Consider the following 16,188-nt stretch of genomic DNA (forward strand, 5'->3'; position numbering starts at 1 on the left):
TAAAGCTACTGACAAGAAAAAAATAATTGGAAACCAATCGCTGAAAGTATATTGAGTTGAAAATTAACATTCCTATTCATAGGGTTTTCTCTCTTCGGCTTGTTATGGAAACATTACTTAACCTTTCAATTCAAAACTATGAAAAACTTAAAATTAATTTTGGCGTCGGCAACTTTTTGCTTCGCTTTATTCTCGTGCTCGGGCGATGACAGCAACAGCAATGCAACATCGAGCAACGTGCAAATCAGCGCGCGGGCCACTTACACCCCAACAGCAGGTCGTTTGGCAGATGTTATCGAACTCACTAGCTTTAAAGTCAACATCCGCGAAATTGAATTTGAGGTAGCCGACAACACCGGAAACCACCACCACCACGAGCACAACGGCCATGATAACGGCCACCATGACGGCGATGACGACCATTACTTTTACAACAGCGATGATTCGACCGAACTGCAAGGCCCATGGGAATTTGAATTGCTGAACCAAACCATGCCGCTGACGACTTTGACAGTTCCCAACGGAACTTATGAGGAAGTCGAATTCAAGATGAGTCCAAGCCTTGATAGCGCTTCATCGATTTACAACAAAACGGTACAAATCAACGGAACCATCAACGGAACGCCTTTCGTGTTCTGGCACAATCTGAACGAAAAATTTGAGATTGACTATGAAGATAACGGACAAGATTTAGTAATTACCAACGGCAGTTATGACGTGGTTTTTAATTTCGACCTCAACGCCATCCTGAGCCATGTTAATTTGAGTGCTGCAGTTGACGGCGATGGCGATGGCACCATCGAAATTGGCCCGGATGACACCGACGGCAATAACGCCTTGGCCACCCAATTGCACCAGCATATCGGCGGTGGATGCCACATTCACCACGGACCACACCATTAACCCAACAATCAATTATATCGTCCAAATAGAGAGCCGTTAGCAATAGCGGCCTTTTTTTATACTTCAAAGTGAACGCTAATACTTCGATAAGATTTCTATTTTTGCGTTAGTTCGTTAACGACTATGAATTCCAAAAACAAAAATACGCTGGCTCATCTTGAGGCCTTAGCCCAACTGATGGATTCGAAATTCCGTGTTCCGGGTACTTCGATGCGTTTCGGTCTAGATGCCATTATCGGATTGATTCCCGGCGCAGGCGATATGGCCGGATTGATGGTTTCGAGTTATATCGTTTTGGTTTTAGCCTTGAACGGCGCTAGTAGTTATGTAATTGCCCGAATTACGCTCAATGTTTTGGTCGACACTGCCATAGGAGCCATTCCGGTGTTGGGCGATATTTTCGACTTTATATTCAAATCGAACCAACGCAATATGAAATTGGTCCGCGAGCATTACACCCAAAACAAACACCAAGGCAGCGCATGGAAAGTGATCATTCCGTTACTTCTATTGATACTGGTTGTAGTTCTATCGTTAATTTGGCTAATTTTTAGTTTGTGTTCTTGGCTGCTGCATCAAATCTTGTAAAGAACTGGAATGTGAACAGCAAATTTTAAAAACAAGACATTGCAACAGTTTCACAAAGAATTCTGCGTAAATTTAGATCATCTAAAATCAACATCATGAACAATTTATTCCGCGGATTACTGGCTGGTTATGGCGCAAAAAAATTAGGAGGCGGCTGCTTAAGTACCATTTTTATTTTTGTGGTTTTGTGGCTATTGCTAGGCAAATGCAGTTAGTTGTAGAATTTCACAATCATCAAAACCACTAGGCTGTACATTTTATTTACTGTATGTATTCGGATGGTTTACATCAATAGACTTAATTCTATCAAAAAATCTTCTGGCATCTATAAGTAAAACCAACTGTAACACACTCAGATTTCGTTCAACTAACGCAAATCATCGTCAATTTCCAGTTATGAAAATCAAAATTATTTTCTTGGTTACAACACTTGCCTTACTACAGATTAGTTGTTCCTCATCTAAAAACAATTATCAAATCACAAAAAAATACCAGCCCGACGATGAAAAACTGTATCGCGAAATTGTAGCTGCCGATTCGATTTTCTTCAACGCTTACAATACCTGCGAGAAAAACCTTGATACTTATGCCGCCTATTTTTTAGACGATATTGAATTCTATCACGACAAAGGCGGTTTGATGACTTCTAAACCCGAACTGGTTCAAGCCACTAAAAAGAATGTCTGCGGAAAAGTGACGCGCGAGTTGGTCAAAGGCAGCATTGAGGTCTATCCGATCAAAAATTTCGGAGCTATTGAAATGGGTTTACACCAATTCCATAACAGTGCTGAGCCGGATGCTGTTTCAAAACCTGCCCGTTTTATGATAGTTTGGAAATTTGAAGCACAACAATGGAAAATTTCGCGCGTGGTGAGTTTGCATTAACTCTATCTGAAAATGAGCAAATAACTTATTTTATGGCTCAAGAAATCGATCTAAAATTGTTGCATCAATGGCGCCATGCGAAACATTGTAAAGACATTTTCCATTTTTAATCAGTAACAATTGCGGCGATTGATGAATCACTTCGAACCGATGAGCAATCTCATTTGAAATATCGCGATGGGCTAACAAATCCAGAAAGTAACAAGCAATTTGCTGGTCTAATCTGAACTGTTTTTCGAAATCCTTTAAAGCCATTTTACTGATGGCGCAACGTGTACTGTGTTTGAAAATCAAGATGGGTTGCTGGCTTGAAGCCGTGATTATTTCATCTATTTGACTCAAACTCGTCAGATTAATCCAATTGAATTTTGATACTGAGTGCTTTTGGTTTTCGGAATTGCTAAAGAAATTGGAAAATAGGCTCATATTGTCTGGTTATAAGTCAACTTGTCGTTAGTCAACACTGAATTTCAGACACTTTGTCTTGATTTGAGTCGTGGAATAACAATTGACAATCGGCAACAAAATTACTTTAAAAACACAACTAAAACCCCAAAAAAAATGAACATCAACAAATTAACCATCAAATCTCAGGAAGCCTTACAGCAATCGCAACAATTGACGCAAAGCCTCTCTCACCAACAAATTGAGAACGAGCATCTTTTCAAAGCGATACTCGAAGTCGACGAAAACGTAACTCCTTTTCTACTCAAAAAACTCAATGTCAACCTAGCGTTATTACAACAAATTCTAGAGAGCACTTTGCAAAGTTTTCCAAAAGTTTCTGGAGCCGATGTAATGCTTTCCAGAACGACAAACGCTACACTAAATGACGCTGAAACCATCGCTAAGAAAATGAACGACGAATTCGTTTCGATCGAACATTTGGTGCTGGCCATTTTCTCATCCAAAAGTAAAATCGCGCAGATGCTCAAAGACCAAGGCGTAACAGAAAAAGCACTCCAAACCGCAATTGAAGAGCTGCGCAAAGGTGAACGTGTGACTTCTGCATCTGCCGAAGAAACTTATAACGCCTTAAACAAATACGCGAAAAACTTGAACGAACTCGCCAAAACCGGAAAACTTGACCCAGTAATTGGCCGCGATGAAGAAATCCGAAGGGTTTTGCAAATTTTAACCCGACGCACAAAAAACAACCCAATGCTCGTGGGCGAACCCGGCGTGGGTAAAACCGCCATTGCAGAAGGCTTGGCTCACAGAATCGTCGATGGCGACGTACCGGAAAACCTCAAAGACAAAATCATTTTTTCGCTCGATATGGGTGCATTGATCGCAGGAGCGAAATACAAAGGCGAATTTGAAGAACGTTTGAAATCGGTTGTGAAAGAAGTCACTGCAGCCGAGGGCGACATCGTATTGTTTATTGACGAAATTCATACGCTCGTTGGTGCCGGCGGAGGCGAAGGCGCGATGGATGCGGCAAACATTCTGAAACCGGCTTTGGCTCGAGGTGAATTGCGCGCCATTGGTGCTACTACGCTCGATGAATACCAAAAATATTTCGAAAAAGACAAAGCACTGGAAAGACGTTTCCAAAAAGTCATGGTCGAAGAACCCGATACCGAAAGCGCGATTTCGATTCTGCGAGGCATCAAGGAAAAATACGAAACACATCATAAAGTACAAATCAAAGACGAAGCAATTATCGCGGCAGTAGAACTTTCTCAACGCTACATCACCAACCGATTTTTGCCCGATAAAGCGATTGACTTAATGGACGAAGCCGCTTCTAAACTGCGAATGGAAATCAACTCCAAACCAGAAGAACTCGACGTGCTCGACCGAAAAATCATGCAGCTAGAAATCGAGATTGAAGCCATCAAACGCGAAAAAGACGAAAGCAAACTCAAAGGTTTGGGCTTAGAATTGGCCAACCTCAAGGAAAGCCGCAACGAAATTTACACGAAATGGAAATCGGAGAAAGACGTCGTAGATAACATTCAGGCGGTAAAAACAGAAATCGAAGACTTTAAATACGAAGCCGAACGGGCCGAACGCGATGGCGATTACGGAAAAGTAGCCGAAATTCGGTACGGTAAAATCAAGGAAGCCCAAGAACGTTTAGATAATTTACAGAAGCAACTCATTGAAAACCAATCCGGTTCTTCGCTAATAAAAGAAGAAGTCACTCGCGAAGACATTGCCGAAGTGGTCGCCAAATGGACCGGAATTCCGGTGACGAAAATGTTGCAGGGCGAAAGAGAGAAATTGCTCAAGCTGGAAGCCGAATTACACAAGCGCGTCGTCGGACAAGAAGATGCTATCGTAGCCATTAGTGATGCTGTTCGCAGAAGTCGCGCCGGTTTACAAGACATGAAAAAACCGGTGGGAACTTTCCTTTTCTTGGGAACGACCGGTGTGGGAAAAACCGAATTGGCCAAAGCATTAGCCGAATACCTGTTCGACGATGAAAACTCGATGACCCGAATCGATATGAGCGAATATCAGGAACGTCATAGTGTAAGCCGTTTGGTTGGCGCGCCTCCGGGTTATGTTGGTTACGATGAAGGCGGTCAACTCACCGAAGCCGTGCGCAGAAAACCTTACTCAGTAGTTTTGCTCGACGAAATCGAAAAAGCGCATCCGGATACTTTCAACATTTTGCTACAAGTACTAGACGAAGGACGATTGACCGATAACAAAGGCCGCTTAGCAGATTTCAAGAATACGATCATCATCATGACCTCGAACATGGGCAGTCACATCATTCAAGAGAAATTCGAGAACATTAAAGGTGGAATCGATGCGGCTACCGAAGCAGCTAAAGTTGAAATTCTGGGCTTGCTCAAACAAACAGTTCGTCCGGAATTCATCAACCGCATTGACGAAATCGTGATGTTTACGCCTTTGACCCATGAAAATATCGTTCAAATTGTCGGATTACAACTCAAAGCTGTAACAAAAATGCTCGCCCAACAAGGCATCACTATGGACGCAACACCGGAAGCCATCGAGTATTTATCAGAGAAAGGCTACGATCCGCAGTTTGGTGCGCGGCCTGTCAAAAGAGTCATTCAGCGCGAAGTTTTGAACGAACTTTCCAAAGAAATCTTGGCCGGAAAAATCACTACAGACAGCATCGTTTTAATTGATGCTTTTGCCGGAAAACTAGTCTTTAGGAACCAAGCCGAACTCGTGAAATAAAATGAATTCTTTCATTAACCGGATTTCACAGATTGTCAGAGATTTCAGTAATCGGAGCCAATCTGTGGAATCCGTGTTTTTTTGTTGGATAAAAACCAATTGTTTGGATTAATTCTCTATTTTTGGAATCGTCAAAACTCAAAACATGAAACAATTACTAATGCTTTTTTTGCTGGGCTTTTCTATTCAAGCCATGGCTCAAGATGCTTCAACCGCTGCACCGACTCCCACTTCAACAGAGAAAACTTATCGCTCAACCGAAGTAGATTTGAAGCCACAAGTCAAAGACGGAAACTATACTTTATCCATGTTTATCAGCGAGAATTTCAAATTTCCGCCGGCAATTAAAAATAAGAAAATTACCATTTTTTCAAGTTTCATCATCGAAACCGATGGCACTATGAATGAAATCAAAGCGTTTCATATCAATGTCAAAGATTACATCGTTACCGACAAAGTAAAAATTGCAACCCAAGATCAAAAAATTGAAGAAGCCGACCAAATCGAAACCATGAAAGGCGAAACGGTACGCGTGCTCAAACTGTTCAAGAAAACTTGGGAACCTGCCGTAAAAGATGGCAAACCAGTGCGTTGTCTATACAATTACCCAATTCATTTCAATATCGAATAACTCGGTTCATGCTTCGGGCCATCAAAAAATACAAAGAGAGTATCAGCTACGGAATTAGTTTAGCGATGCTCTTTTTTTTATTGCGTTGGCTCGAAATCCGGTTGCTGATTTTTGAACACCAGTTTGAAATTTACGCCAGTATCATTGCCGTTTTGTTCACCATTTTAGGCATTTGGATCGCCAATAAAATCACTTCGCCAAAAGTAAAAACAATCATTGTTGAAAAAGAAATACACCGAATCCAGCACGAATTTGTACTGAATGAAAACAACCTGAACTTATACAAAATCAGCAAACGCGAACTCGAAGTATTATCGCTTATCGCTGCTGGAAAAAGCAATCAGGAAATCGCAACTGAACTTTACGTATCAATAAGTACAGTCAAAACACACATCGCGAATTTGTTTGAAAAGCTCAATGCCAAACGCCGCACCCAAGCCATTGAAGCCGCCAAAAAACTACAGCTACTGCCCTAGTACTTTGGTTTGATTTTTAGAAAATCATCCTTAAGTATGACCTTCGAACGCCTACAAAAATTGAATTTTGTGCCACTAATTTAAATTCACGTTTATGAAAAAAATCATTATTACCTACGGATTCATTGCCGGTGTGATAGTTACGGCTTTCATGCTTGTCAGTACCTTGTTGCACTTTAACAACCCAGATTCTCAACCGTCGATGATTATTGGGTTTACCGGAATGTTCATCGCTTTTACCTTTGTTTTTCTGGGTATTAAGAACTTTCGCGACAAACAAAACCAAGGCGTCATTAGCTTAGGGCAAGCATTGAAAATCGGCGCCCTGATTAGCCTTATTGCTTCTACTTGTTACGTCGGTGTTTGGCTGATTGAATATTATTGTTTCTTTCCTGACTTTATGGAGAAATATACCGCAATAGAACTAAAAAATGCCCAACAAAGCGGTCTGTCGGGAGCTGAATTATTGGCCAAAAAAGAAGAACTTAAAATGTATGCCCAATGGTATAAAAGCCCGGTTATGGTAATCCTGATGACTTACGTAGAAATTCTGCCGCTAGGCTTGATTATTGCGCTCATCAGTGCTTTGATTCTTAAGAAGAAGAAGCCAGCTACACTAGCCTAACAACCTCAATCTTATACAATGATGAAACCTAAAAATACTGTACTGATTTTATTGATTATTGTCAATTCGATGGTTTTGCTCGGACAGCTTTGGCCGGAAGGTGCGCCACCATTTGCCCGATTGATCAACATTGTTTTTCTATTGAGCAGCATGACTTTTTTTATCCTTACTTTGAAAAAAAATAAGAATCTCAATTAGTAAAAAATGATACTTAAAAAACAAAACCCAAATTCCTACATCAATCAATAGGAATTTGGGTTTTTGACATTATAACTGTTTACTATTTCTCGCGAGTCAGTGTAATTTCGCCACCTTGAATCAGCTTAACTTCTGATTTGTCTTCGTTGAATTGAATTTCGATTCCGTAGGCTTCGTATTTGAAACGGTCTTTGCCAGAAGGCAACATATAAATTGCGCCTTGTCCGCTGGCGACTGCTTTGAGCATACTGTTCTCTTCACTAAAAACAATCTTGAGCGGAAACTGTTTGCTAGAGAAAGTGCCCAAATAAGGATCGAGAATGACATCTTTTTCAATTTCGCCTTTCGCAGCAGTCCAAGTGTTGTTGGTCACGTTATAATCTGGGAAATGGTGGTTTGGGTCTAAGGTGATGCTTTCGATTTCTTCTGTGGTTCCGGATTTTAAATCCCAAGTGGTGTTGCGCATCCAAACTTCTACCGGCAACTTTATTTCTGAGGTTTTACCACTTTTGGTTTTGATTTGCAAAACAACAGGCATGGCCATTTTCTCTAAGTTGTCGATGGTAATTATCGCGCCTTTAGACGGATCGTTCTTGAGGTATTTTACTTTGCGAATGCCTTGATCCAAACGCCAGTTGTTAATGAACCAACCTCGCCAAAACCAACTCAAATCTTCACCTGCAGCATTTTCTATTGTTCTAAAAAAATCATCTGGTGTCGGATGTTTGAACGCCCAACGGGATATATAAGTACGGAAAGCATAATCAAAACGTTCTGGACCTAAAATTTGATCACGCAACATGCTAAGGCCAAGACCCGGTTTGTAGTAACACAAAAGTCCGATGCTTTCTTCTTTCATTGCATCGGGTGTACTGTAAATCGTCTCCAAATTAGGGTCGGTTAAAAAGATACTGTTGTTGTTCATGTTCTCAGGTGCCGCTTTATATTCGCCGTTATTGAAATCCTGCGAACTCAACGAATTGATGAATGTATTGAAGCCTTCGTCCATCCATGCAAAAATACGCTCATTCGAACCCACAATCATCGGAAACCAACTGTGCCCAAACTCATGATCAGTTACACCCCAAAGATCGCGTCCTTTAGAAGTATATTCGCAGAAAACAATTCCGGGATATTCCATTCCGCCTTCATTTCCGGCCACGTTGGTAGCGGCAGGATAAGGATATTCGAACCAGCGTTTAGAGTAGTTTTCAATAGTAGCTTTGGTATACTCAGTCGAACGGCCCCAAGCATCGTTGCCATTGCTCTCTACCGGATAAGCCGAAATGGCCAATGATTTTTTACCGCTTGGCAAATTGATTCGGGCAGCATCTACAATAAAAGCCGCCGAGGAAGCCCATGAAACATCACGCGCATTTTTGATTTTAAAACGCCAAGTAAGTGTTGGTTTTCCCAAAGGTCGTGATGCCGTGTTGGCAACTTCTTCAGCAGAACGAATCATGACTGTTTTTTCGCTTTGTTTGGCAGCGGCCCAGCGTTTTTGTTGTTCGGCGGTATAAACCTCGGCAGTATTCTGTAATTCCCCAGAACAAACCACGATATGGCTAGAAGGCGCTGTAATAGCTACATCGAAATCGCCATATTCTAGGTAAAACTCTGCGCCGATATACGGATTGGTGTTCCAGCCACGAACATCATCATAGACGCACATTCTCGGATACCATTGCGCAATGGTGAAAATTTTTCCGTTCTTGGTATCTAAAACGCCTGTTCGGTCAGAGCCATACTTAGGCGAAATATAGGAAAACGAAATTTTGATTTTAATACTGCCGCCGTTGGCCTTGACTTCTTGAGGCAATTGCAATTGCATTCTGGTATCAGAAATCACAAACGGAATTTGTTTCTCGGCAGGCTTTCCGTTGGCTGCGGTCAGCATCGTGACTGATTTGATTTTGAAACCGCCATCTAATGTTTCCCCTTTAGCTCCGCCTCTACTGCCCGTAAGCGAAATAATTGCATTGCCACGAGAATCCGCTTTGAAAGCATTTTGGTCAAGGTGCATCCATAAAAACGGCAAAGCATCTGGGCTGTTGTTGGTGTAGGTCAAGGTTTCGGTTCCTTGAATCTCGTTGGTGGTTTCGTTGAGTTGCGCAGTGAGTTGATAATCGGCGCGGTTTTGCCAATATTTTGGGCCGGGTTGGCCGCTGGCAGATCGGGTTTCAGTACCGTTTTTGGTGTAAAATCCCGGAGCAAAAGTATCGTGATAATCGTATTTGGATGCTGGTGCCTGTTGGGCCAGAGCCGATAGAGAATGAAAAACTAAAACCAGCAATAGACAAGCTTTTAGAACAGAACGATGCATAAATGTAGATTTTAAAATTGAACGACCATCAGTCTTGGATATTCTTTTTTGTTACAGCAGATATCCTAATCGAGATGCATTTTTTCGTGTGAATTGGAATCTTTGCTTTTTGGATTACCAACTACACCATCATTGGATTGTTCCATTTCATTTGTAGTTGCCTCAACTTCTTCGATGGTTTTTCGAGACGAACTAGATCTTGCTGTAATTAATTCAAGGACTTTATTGATGAAAAAAGCTCCAAAAATCGAACAAATTAAAACGATGATTAAACTAAACATAGACGTGTAATGATAGCACTAATTGCAGTGATTGACGGTCAAAAAAAATAAAAGAAAGTTATGATTTATCTATTGTTAAGGAATTTTAACAACTTTGTTTTTAAATACAAAATGAACAACCTAACGCTTAATGACTTTTACTGTCTTGATTTGTCGTTCTTTACGAATGGTAAGCAAGTAAGTTCCTGGTTCAAGGCTTGAAAAATCTTGTTGCTGTATATCTTTACCTTCAAAAATGCGTTGCCCTTTTAGGTCTGCTAGCCAAAAGTCTGCAGTATTCATTTCAAGATTAAAATGCAATTGATTAGAAAACGGATTCGGATAAACCGCCAAATCGTCTATAGAATCATTCTGCGTCACCGCCAAATTTCCGATAATAATAACAAACGAATACATATCGGTAAACGAAGCGTTACTGGCCGTGAGCTGAACAGTATAAACCCCATCGGCGGCAAAAATGTGCGTGGGGTATTCTTCGGTGCTGGTGTTACTGGCGCCACTACCCGGATCGCCAAAATCCCAAATGAACGTAGTGGCGTTAGTACTTAAATTCTGGAAAAACACTTCTTCACCAGCGGCCGGATTGACAGGCGCATGAGTGAAAAACGCTGTAGTAGCGAAATCGCGTTGTTGGTCTAAATAAGTTACCTCGGTAGTAACCCAACTACCGGTATCGTTGCTTTGGGTGACGATCATGATCGGTTGTTTTTGCGAAGGATCTAGCCATTTGAATTCGCGTGTAGTAGTAATTGTTCTCGGCAAACCAGTTCCCAAAAGTGCAATAGAATCGTTAGAAACTAGAGTGGTTTTCATTCGCAAAACATTGTTGTAGGTTCCGTATGGTGTTACCAAACTGCCCCAACCGTCAACTTCATTTGTGCGTTGTAAAGTATTTTCTTGGTACAGCAAAGTCGGTACGTTAATGCTGTAAGACGAATTATCGCTGTCGGTATTGCCAAACTGGATCGGAAAACGGTAAATGATGTCGGCATCGGTATATTGATTGGTAATCGGAATTTGAGTGCCATTGTAATTAATGTTGTAAGCACTTCCAACTTGACGCAAATCGGTCGTGGATTTCTTGAAGTAATCATTCGCTGCATCAATACCGACAACTTGTCCCGGCAAATTAAGTGTCGGTGTTTCATTAGTTGTAGACGACAAATTGGTGTTGTTACTATTGAAAATAAAAGGCCAAAGAAAACCCGTTGAAATCGGGCTGCGAAATTGCATTTGGGTTTGCGAAGTTCCTGTCAAGGTTGAAAAATTCCAGTTGAAATTGGCTCCGGTAGTTTCGTAATCTAGAGTCAGTTCGCTTGCAGAGGTGTTGTAAAATATATCCCCAACTACAGCATAATCAGTAGAATTGTATGTAGCTTGACCTCTCGCTTGAAGGGCTGCCAAAGCTAAAAAAGCCAAATAAATTTTTCTCATGATTGTGGTTTTAAAGATTGCAGAAAATTCAAATAAGCAGCACCTCTTTGTAGTGACAAATAATCGAAAACAAGCAAAATCAAAGCCTGAACAATCAACGCCAAACCAATGCCTTTACCTAAACTCATTGATCCGGAAAGCATCCATAAAATCAGGCCTAAAACGATAAAGCCAATTTCAACCTTCCAGAAAATTGCATACTCTTTCAGAAGCAACTCCATTCTCGGAATTTCGTACCGATGGATCTGTTCAAAATCTTTCTGAACAAAGTAACTCACCGAGATTCGATCCATATCACAGCGGGCATACAAAGTCATCCCCGAAATGAGTTCTACCAAACCCAAAGCCAGCAGAACATAGGCCATTCCGTTAAAATAAGAATGCCCTTTGGTTAAGAAAAAAATGGCCAACGCCAGAGAAACAAAACCTAATGCTGTAAAATAAATACTGTCTTTTTTCTGGGCTTTGAAATAATCGTGAACTGCATCTACCATGAGGTTGTAAAAAATTTGAAAAACAAATGTAAAGAATAGAATTTAATTTCAGCCGCAACAGATTCAGTTAATTTATTCAGGAAAACACAACAAATCAACGATAGCCAAAAGCGCCTCATAAAAAATTAACTTTACAATATCTTTAAGAACTCGCCGTTGTTAAAATGACTATCATTGCGATGGCTAAAACCACTGAAAAATACCGGAAAATATGGACCAAATCAAAATACTCTGGGTCGATGACGAAATCGATTTGCTCAAACCGCACATTTTATTTTTAGAGAAAAAAGACTATCGCGTGACCACTTGCAACAATGGCCGCGATGCCGTAGACATCTTCGAACAAGGCAATTTCGACATTGTGTTCCTCGACGAAAACATGCCTGGAATGAGTGGTCTCGAAACCTTGTCAGAAATCAAGGAAAAAAAATCGTCGACGCCGGTGATCATGATTACCAAAAGCGAGGAAGAGTATATTATGGAGGAAGCCATCGGTTCTAAAATCGCCGATTATTTGATTAAACCCGTGAACCCGAACCAAATTTTGCTGAGCATCAAAAAAAACCTCGACCATTCACGCTTGATCTCTGAAAAAACGACACTCGACTACCAGAAAGAATTCCGCAAAATTGCGATGGAAATGGCCATGGTCAACTCGTATGAAGAATGGATTGAATGTTATCGGAAACTACTGTTTTGGGAACTCGAACTCGAAAACATCCAAGACCAAAGCATGATCGAAATTCTTGAGTCGCAGAAAGTTGAAGCCAATATGCAGTTCGGGAAATTCATCGAAAAAAACTATAAAGATTGGTATGTGCCCAAAGCTGATAAGCCGATTCTCTCGCACAATTTGTTCCGCGAATTGGTGGTGCCTGAAATCACCAAAAAAGACCGTCCGATTTTGTTTGTGGTCATCGACAACTTGCGATACGACCAGTGGAAAGCTATTGAATATGTGGTCGCCAACCATTACAAACTCGAGAAAGAAGTGCCTTACTACGCGATTCTTCCAACGGCGACCCAATATGCCCGAAACGCTATTTTTTCAGGATTAACGCCACTGGAAATGGAAAAGCAATTTCCGCAATACTGGAAAAACGACGTCGATGAAGGCGGAAAGAATTTACATGAAGCAGAATTTCTAACCGCGCACCTTAAACGACTGGGTTTGAATATCAAACAGGAATATTTTAAAATCACAAATTTAGCCAACGGAAAAAAACTAGCTGAGAATTTCCGCGCTTTGAAAGACAACGATTTGGTCACCGTAGTGTATAATTTCGTCGATATGCTTTCCCACGCCAAAACAGAAATGGATGTGGTCAAAGAACTCGCCTCAGACGATAAAGCTTATCGCTCGCTCACTTTAAGTTGGTTCCGGAATTCGCCGCTGCTGGAAATCATTCAGCAAGCACAAAAACTCGGTTTCAAACTCATTATCACTACCGATCACGGCACCATTAACGTGAAAAATCCGTCGAAAGTAATTGGCGATAAAAACACGAGTTTAAACCTGCGCTACAAAACCGGCCGAAGCCTCACTTACGAAGACCGCGATGTGTATGCCATTCGAGACCCGAAATCAGTAGGGTTGCCGGCTATCAACATGAGCAGTTCTTACATTTTTGCCAAGAACGACTACTTTCTGGCTTATGTGAACAACTACAATCATTACGTGAGTTATTACCGCAACACTTACCAGCATGGCGGCATTTCACTTGAGGAAATGATTGTGCCTTTGTTGGTTTTTAATCCGAGGTAAATGATCGATTATCAATTTCAGGAGCCGGGAACCTGCTCTACGCTGTAGTCCTCGCTATGCTCCGGGCTGCCGCTGCGATCAGGGCTAGGCCTGTCGGGAAACCGGATGCAATTCCAACAACCAACAACTATCCACCATTGTGTTGAAAAATACCTTAATAAGCCAACTTTAGCTTTTAAAAAACCGATAGATTTTGAACTAATTTTGACGGCGATACAATTGCAAACTCAAAATGAAAATCATATTTTCTCTCGATGAAATCCACTTGGCGGCCCAACAAATCATCGATAGCAGCCCTAAAAAAGTCATGCTGTTCTACGGTGAAATGGGCGCCGGAAAAACCACGCTAATCAAAGCGATTGCACGAAAATTGGGCGTTCACGACACCACCAGCAGCCCGACCTTTTCGTTGGTCAACGAGTACCTGAGCGACACCGACGACTTGGTGTATCACTTCGATATGTACCGACTCAAAAACGAGAACGAAGCCTACGACATGGGCATGGACGAATACCTTTATTCTGACCACTGGTGCCTGATTGAATGGCCCGAGAAAATCCCGACTTTGATTCCGCACGACCACAGCACGATTAAAATAAAAGCCTTGCCCGACGGCCAGCGCGAAGTAGAATTGCGATAAAATCAGTGGCCTAGCCTGAAAAAGTTGGCGGGTTTGAACCTTTTTTATAATTTAGACCGAAATTAGCAAACCGGCACCATGGCGTTAACTCCGTTTACCAAGCAGCAACTGCTTCCGCAAGAAGAAAAACTTGAAATCGCAAAACACAAAAGCGAACTGTTTATAGGTATTCCCAAGGAAACCAGTTACCAAGAACGACGGATTTGTCTCACACCCGATGCTGTCAATTCGCTTACTTCACATGGGCACCGCGTCATGCTCGAAGCCGGAGCCGGGCTCAGCGCCAGTTACACCGACAAAGAATACAGCGATGCCGGAGCCGAAATCACCAACGATACTAAAAAAGTTTTAAGCTGCCCTATTCTACTCAAAGTCGAACCGCTCACCCGAGAGGAAATTAAAATGGTCAATCCTGAAACTATTGTTATTTCGGCCATCCAACTCAAAACCCGCAAAAAAGAATACTTCGACGTACTCATGAAAAAGAAAGTCACCGCTTTGGCTTTCGAATATATCAAAGACGAAGATGGTTCGTATCCGGCAGTGAAATCCTTGAGCGAAATAGCAGGAACGGCCTCGATGCTCATTTCCTCTGAACTGATGATCAACAACCAATTCGGAAAAGGCTTGCTTTTTGGCAATATCACCGGAGTGCCACCTACAGAAGTCGTCATTTTAGGCGCAGGAACAGTGGGCGAATTTGCCGCTAAAACCGCTACTGCCTTAGGTGCGAACGTAAAGGTTTTTGATAATTCCATCACAAAATTAAGACGGCTACAAAACAATTTGACCCAACGCATCTTTACTTCAACCATCCAACCCAAAGCGCTACTAAAAGCGTTACGCCGTTGTGATGTGGCTATCGGAGCCATGCGCGGCAAAGAACGTTGTCCGGTAGTGGTCACTGAAAACATGGTCGAACACATGAAAAAAGGAGCCGTAATTGTCGATGTTAGTATTGATACCGGCGGTTGTTTCGAAACTTCTGAAGTCACTACGCACGAAGTTCCCACTTTCATCAAACACGACGTCATTCATTACTGTGTGCCCAACATTCCGTCGCGTTATTCCAAAACCGCTTCTTTATCCATCAGCAATATCATTACACCATACCTGATTCAAATTGCCGAAGATGGCGGCATCGAAAGCGCTATTCGTTGCAACAAAGGCCTTAAAAACGGAGTATATCTTTACCATGGCATTCTGACCAACAAAGCCATAGGCGATTGGTTTGACCTGCCCGACAGCGACATCAATTTAATTGTATTTTAAGCAAACTTTGCCATACATTTGCGGCCGAAACTTTAGCTTCAAATTCAAATGAGATTACGCCACCGCTTTGCCTATTATTTAGTCGGATTTACTTTAGGACTTTTCTTTATTACAGCGATGTTTATCGGAAAAGATACCCGTTGCAATTATTTTCCCAATGCGCGCGTGTTGAACAATTTGCGCAACAAACCCTTTGAGTATTCAGCAAAAGCCCAAGAAATTCTCGCCCAAAACTGGATAGACAGCACCGACATCAAAAATACCTTGACTTATGGCGACGTCGACTTCGACCGCAGCAACATTGAAGTAGGCAACGGAAAACGCTACATCATTGAAGGGAAAACAACTAAAAACCAACCCATTACACTGGAAGTAATCAACTACGAGAACAAAGCCGTGCTGACTAATATTAGTAAGTTGGGGCAAAAATAATGGCGAAATATTGCCGCCGCACCAAATTTAATTTCTGTCTCCGATAAGGAAAATTATTGTTTATATTTGAAAAATC

The 16,188-nt window shown here is 41.7% G+C and carries 17 protein-coding genes; 12 read left to right on the forward strand and 5 right to left on the reverse strand.

From position 1 onward, the window contains the following. The first annotated feature begins 138 nt into the window (after positions 1 to 138). The 3 genes from G4D82_RS09440 (at position 139) to G4D82_RS09450 (ending at position 2,376) form a co-directional block, all read left to right on the forward strand. Positions 139 to 903: a hypothetical protein gene (locus G4D82_RS09440; protein WP_166336976.1), complete on the forward strand. Its 765-nt coding sequence runs from the start codon at positions 139 to 141 to the stop codon at positions 901 to 903. 123 nt (positions 904 to 1,026) lie between these two features. Further along, on the forward strand, positions 1,027 to 1,491 hold the full coding sequence (locus G4D82_RS09445; protein ID WP_166336978.1) for a DUF4112 domain-containing protein: 465 nt from the start codon (positions 1,027 to 1,029) through the stop codon (positions 1,489 to 1,491). A 396-nt stretch (positions 1,492 to 1,887) separates the two neighbouring features. Further along, positions 1,888 to 2,376 (forward strand): nuclear transport factor 2 family protein, encoded by a 489-nt coding sequence (locus G4D82_RS09450; RefSeq protein WP_166336980.1) that lies wholly within the window; start codon positions 1,888 to 1,890, stop codon positions 2,374 to 2,376. A gap of 30 nt (positions 2,377 to 2,406) precedes the next feature. Here G4D82_RS09450 and ytxJ read toward each other — a convergent pair whose 3' ends face one another. Next, positions 2,407 to 2,718 carry a bacillithiol system redox-active protein YtxJ gene (gene ytxJ / locus G4D82_RS09455; protein ID WP_317167567.1) on the reverse strand — a complete coding sequence of 104 codons (312 nt, stop codon included), beginning with the start codon at positions 2,716 to 2,718 and terminating at the stop codon, positions 2,407 to 2,409. A 219-nt stretch (positions 2,719 to 2,937) separates the two neighbouring features. Between ytxJ and clpB the strand changes: the two genes are divergently transcribed. From clpB to G4D82_RS09480, 5 genes are all read left to right on the forward strand, one after another. Further along, positions 2,938 to 5,541 carry an ATP-dependent chaperone ClpB gene (gene clpB / locus G4D82_RS09460; protein WP_166336984.1) on the forward strand — a complete coding sequence of 868 codons (2,604 nt, stop codon included), beginning with the start codon at positions 2,938 to 2,940 and terminating at the stop codon, positions 5,539 to 5,541. A gap of 145 nt (positions 5,542 to 5,686) precedes the next feature. Next, the gene (locus G4D82_RS09465) at positions 5,687 to 6,172 is read left to right on the forward strand and encodes an energy transducer TonB (protein WP_166336986.1); all 486 of its coding nucleotides are present in this window, start codon (positions 5,687 to 5,689) and stop codon (positions 6,170 to 6,172) included. Between the two features lie 8 nt (positions 6,173 to 6,180). Next, positions 6,181 to 6,648 (forward strand): helix-turn-helix transcriptional regulator, encoded by a 468-nt coding sequence (locus tag G4D82_RS14500; protein WP_166336988.1) that lies wholly within the window; start codon positions 6,181 to 6,183, stop codon positions 6,646 to 6,648. A 94-nt stretch (positions 6,649 to 6,742) separates the two neighbouring features. Beyond that, a complete protein-coding gene (locus G4D82_RS09475) occupies positions 6,743 to 7,273 on the forward strand; it encodes a DUF4199 domain-containing protein (RefSeq protein ID WP_166336990.1) in 531 nt (176 codons plus the stop codon). Between the two features lie 18 nt (positions 7,274 to 7,291). After that, the gene (locus tag G4D82_RS09480) at positions 7,292 to 7,471 is read left to right on the forward strand and encodes a hypothetical protein (RefSeq protein WP_166336992.1); all 180 of its coding nucleotides are present in this window, start codon (positions 7,292 to 7,294) and stop codon (positions 7,469 to 7,471) included. Between the two features lie 82 nt (positions 7,472 to 7,553). Here the strand turns inward: G4D82_RS09480 and G4D82_RS09485 are convergent, their stop codons facing one another. From G4D82_RS09485 to G4D82_RS09500, 4 genes are all read right to left on the reverse strand, one after another. Continuing rightward, on the reverse strand, positions 7,554 to 9,794 hold the full coding sequence (locus G4D82_RS09485; protein WP_166336994.1) for a M1 family metallopeptidase: 2,241 nt from the start codon (positions 9,792 to 9,794) through the stop codon (positions 7,554 to 7,556). Positions 9,795 to 9,859: 65 nt separating this feature from the next. Next, complete coding sequence (locus G4D82_RS09490; RefSeq protein ID WP_166336996.1) at positions 9,860 to 10,075, reverse strand: hypothetical protein; 216 nt, start codon at positions 10,073 to 10,075, stop codon at positions 9,860 to 9,862. A 120-nt stretch (positions 10,076 to 10,195) separates the two neighbouring features. Continuing rightward, positions 10,196 to 11,509 carry a T9SS type A sorting domain-containing protein gene (locus tag G4D82_RS09495; RefSeq protein ID WP_166336998.1) on the reverse strand — a complete coding sequence of 438 codons (1,314 nt, stop codon included), beginning with the start codon at positions 11,507 to 11,509 and terminating at the stop codon, positions 10,196 to 10,198. Next, a complete protein-coding gene (locus tag G4D82_RS09500; protein WP_166337000.1) occupies positions 11,506 to 12,003 on the reverse strand; it encodes a hypothetical protein in 498 nt (165 codons plus the stop codon). The genes G4D82_RS09495 and G4D82_RS09500 overlap by 4 nt, the downstream gene beginning before the upstream one ends. Positions 12,004 to 12,214: 211 nt before the next feature. Here G4D82_RS09500 and porX point away from each other — a divergent pair, with 211 nt between their 5' ends. From porX to G4D82_RS09520, 4 genes are all read left to right on the forward strand, one after another. Then, on the forward strand, positions 12,215 to 13,768 hold the full coding sequence (gene porX / locus G4D82_RS09505; RefSeq protein ID WP_166337002.1) for a T9SS response regulator signal transducer PorX: 1,554 nt from the start codon (positions 12,215 to 12,217) through the stop codon (positions 13,766 to 13,768). Positions 13,769 to 14,000: 232 nt separating this feature from the next. Next, positions 14,001 to 14,408, forward strand: a complete 408-nt coding sequence (gene tsaE, locus G4D82_RS09510; RefSeq protein ID WP_166337004.1) for a tRNA (adenosine(37)-N6)-threonylcarbamoyltransferase complex ATPase subunit type 1 TsaE — start codon at positions 14,001 to 14,003, stop codon at positions 14,406 to 14,408. 78 nt (positions 14,409 to 14,486) lie between these two features. Beyond that, a complete protein-coding gene (locus G4D82_RS09515; protein ID WP_166337006.1) occupies positions 14,487 to 15,680 on the forward strand; it encodes an alanine dehydrogenase in 1,194 nt (397 codons plus the stop codon). A gap of 48 nt (positions 15,681 to 15,728) precedes the next feature. Further along, the gene (locus G4D82_RS09520; protein WP_166337008.1) at positions 15,729 to 16,112 is read left to right on the forward strand and encodes a DUF4258 domain-containing protein; all 384 of its coding nucleotides are present in this window, start codon (positions 15,729 to 15,731) and stop codon (positions 16,110 to 16,112) included. Positions 16,113 to 16,188: the final 76 nt, after the last annotated feature.

Origin of the sequence: Flavobacterium lotistagni (genome assembly GCF_011392125.1) — a bacterium.
GTDB classification, from domain to species: domain Bacteria; phylum Bacteroidota; class Bacteroidia; order Flavobacteriales; family Flavobacteriaceae; genus Flavobacterium; species Flavobacterium lotistagni.

Bases quoted from the DNA above. Each gene is read 5' to 3' on its own strand.
- G4D82_RS09440 (WP_166336976.1), top strand. From the start codon at position 139: ATGAAAAACTTAAAATTAATTTTGGCGTCGGCAACTTTTTGCTTCGCT.
- G4D82_RS09445 (WP_166336978.1), top strand. From the start codon at position 1,027: ATGAATTCCAAAAACAAAAATACGCTGGCTCATCTTGAGGCCTTAGCC.
- G4D82_RS09450 (WP_166336980.1), top strand. From the start codon at position 1,888: ATGAAAATCAAAATTATTTTCTTGGTTACAACACTTGCCTTACTACAG.
- clpB (WP_166336984.1), top strand. From the start codon at position 2,938: ATGAACATCAACAAATTAACCATCAAATCTCAGGAAGCCTTACAGCAA.
- G4D82_RS09465 (WP_166336986.1), top strand. From the start codon at position 5,687: ATGAAACAATTACTAATGCTTTTTTTGCTGGGCTTTTCTATTCAAGCC.
- G4D82_RS14500 (WP_166336988.1), top strand. From the start codon at position 6,181: ATGCTTCGGGCCATCAAAAAATACAAAGAGAGTATCAGCTACGGAATT.
- G4D82_RS09475 (WP_166336990.1), top strand. From the start codon at position 6,743: ATGAAAAAAATCATTATTACCTACGGATTCATTGCCGGTGTGATAGTT.
- G4D82_RS09480 (WP_166336992.1), top strand. From the start codon at position 7,292: ATGATGAAACCTAAAAATACTGTACTGATTTTATTGATTATTGTCAAT.
- G4D82_RS09485 (WP_166336994.1), bottom strand. From the start codon at position 9,794: ATGCATCGTTCTGTTCTAAAAGCTTGTCTATTGCTGGTTTTAGTTTTT.
- G4D82_RS09490 (WP_166336996.1), bottom strand. From the start codon at position 10,075: ATGTTTAGTTTAATCATCGTTTTAATTTGTTCGATTTTTGGAGCTTTT.
- G4D82_RS09495 (WP_166336998.1), bottom strand. From the start codon at position 11,509: ATGAGAAAAATTTATTTGGCTTTTTTAGCTTTGGCAGCCCTTCAAGCG.
- G4D82_RS09500 (WP_166337000.1), bottom strand. From the start codon at position 12,003: ATGGTAGATGCAGTTCACGATTATTTCAAAGCCCAGAAAAAAGACAGT.
- porX (WP_166337002.1), top strand. From the start codon at position 12,215: ATGGACCAAATCAAAATACTCTGGGTCGATGACGAAATCGATTTGCTC.
- tsaE (WP_166337004.1), top strand. From the start codon at position 14,001: ATGAAAATCATATTTTCTCTCGATGAAATCCACTTGGCGGCCCAACAA.
- G4D82_RS09515 (WP_166337006.1), top strand. From the start codon at position 14,487: ATGGCGTTAACTCCGTTTACCAAGCAGCAACTGCTTCCGCAAGAAGAA.
- G4D82_RS09520 (WP_166337008.1), top strand. From the start codon at position 15,729: ATGAGATTACGCCACCGCTTTGCCTATTATTTAGTCGGATTTACTTTA.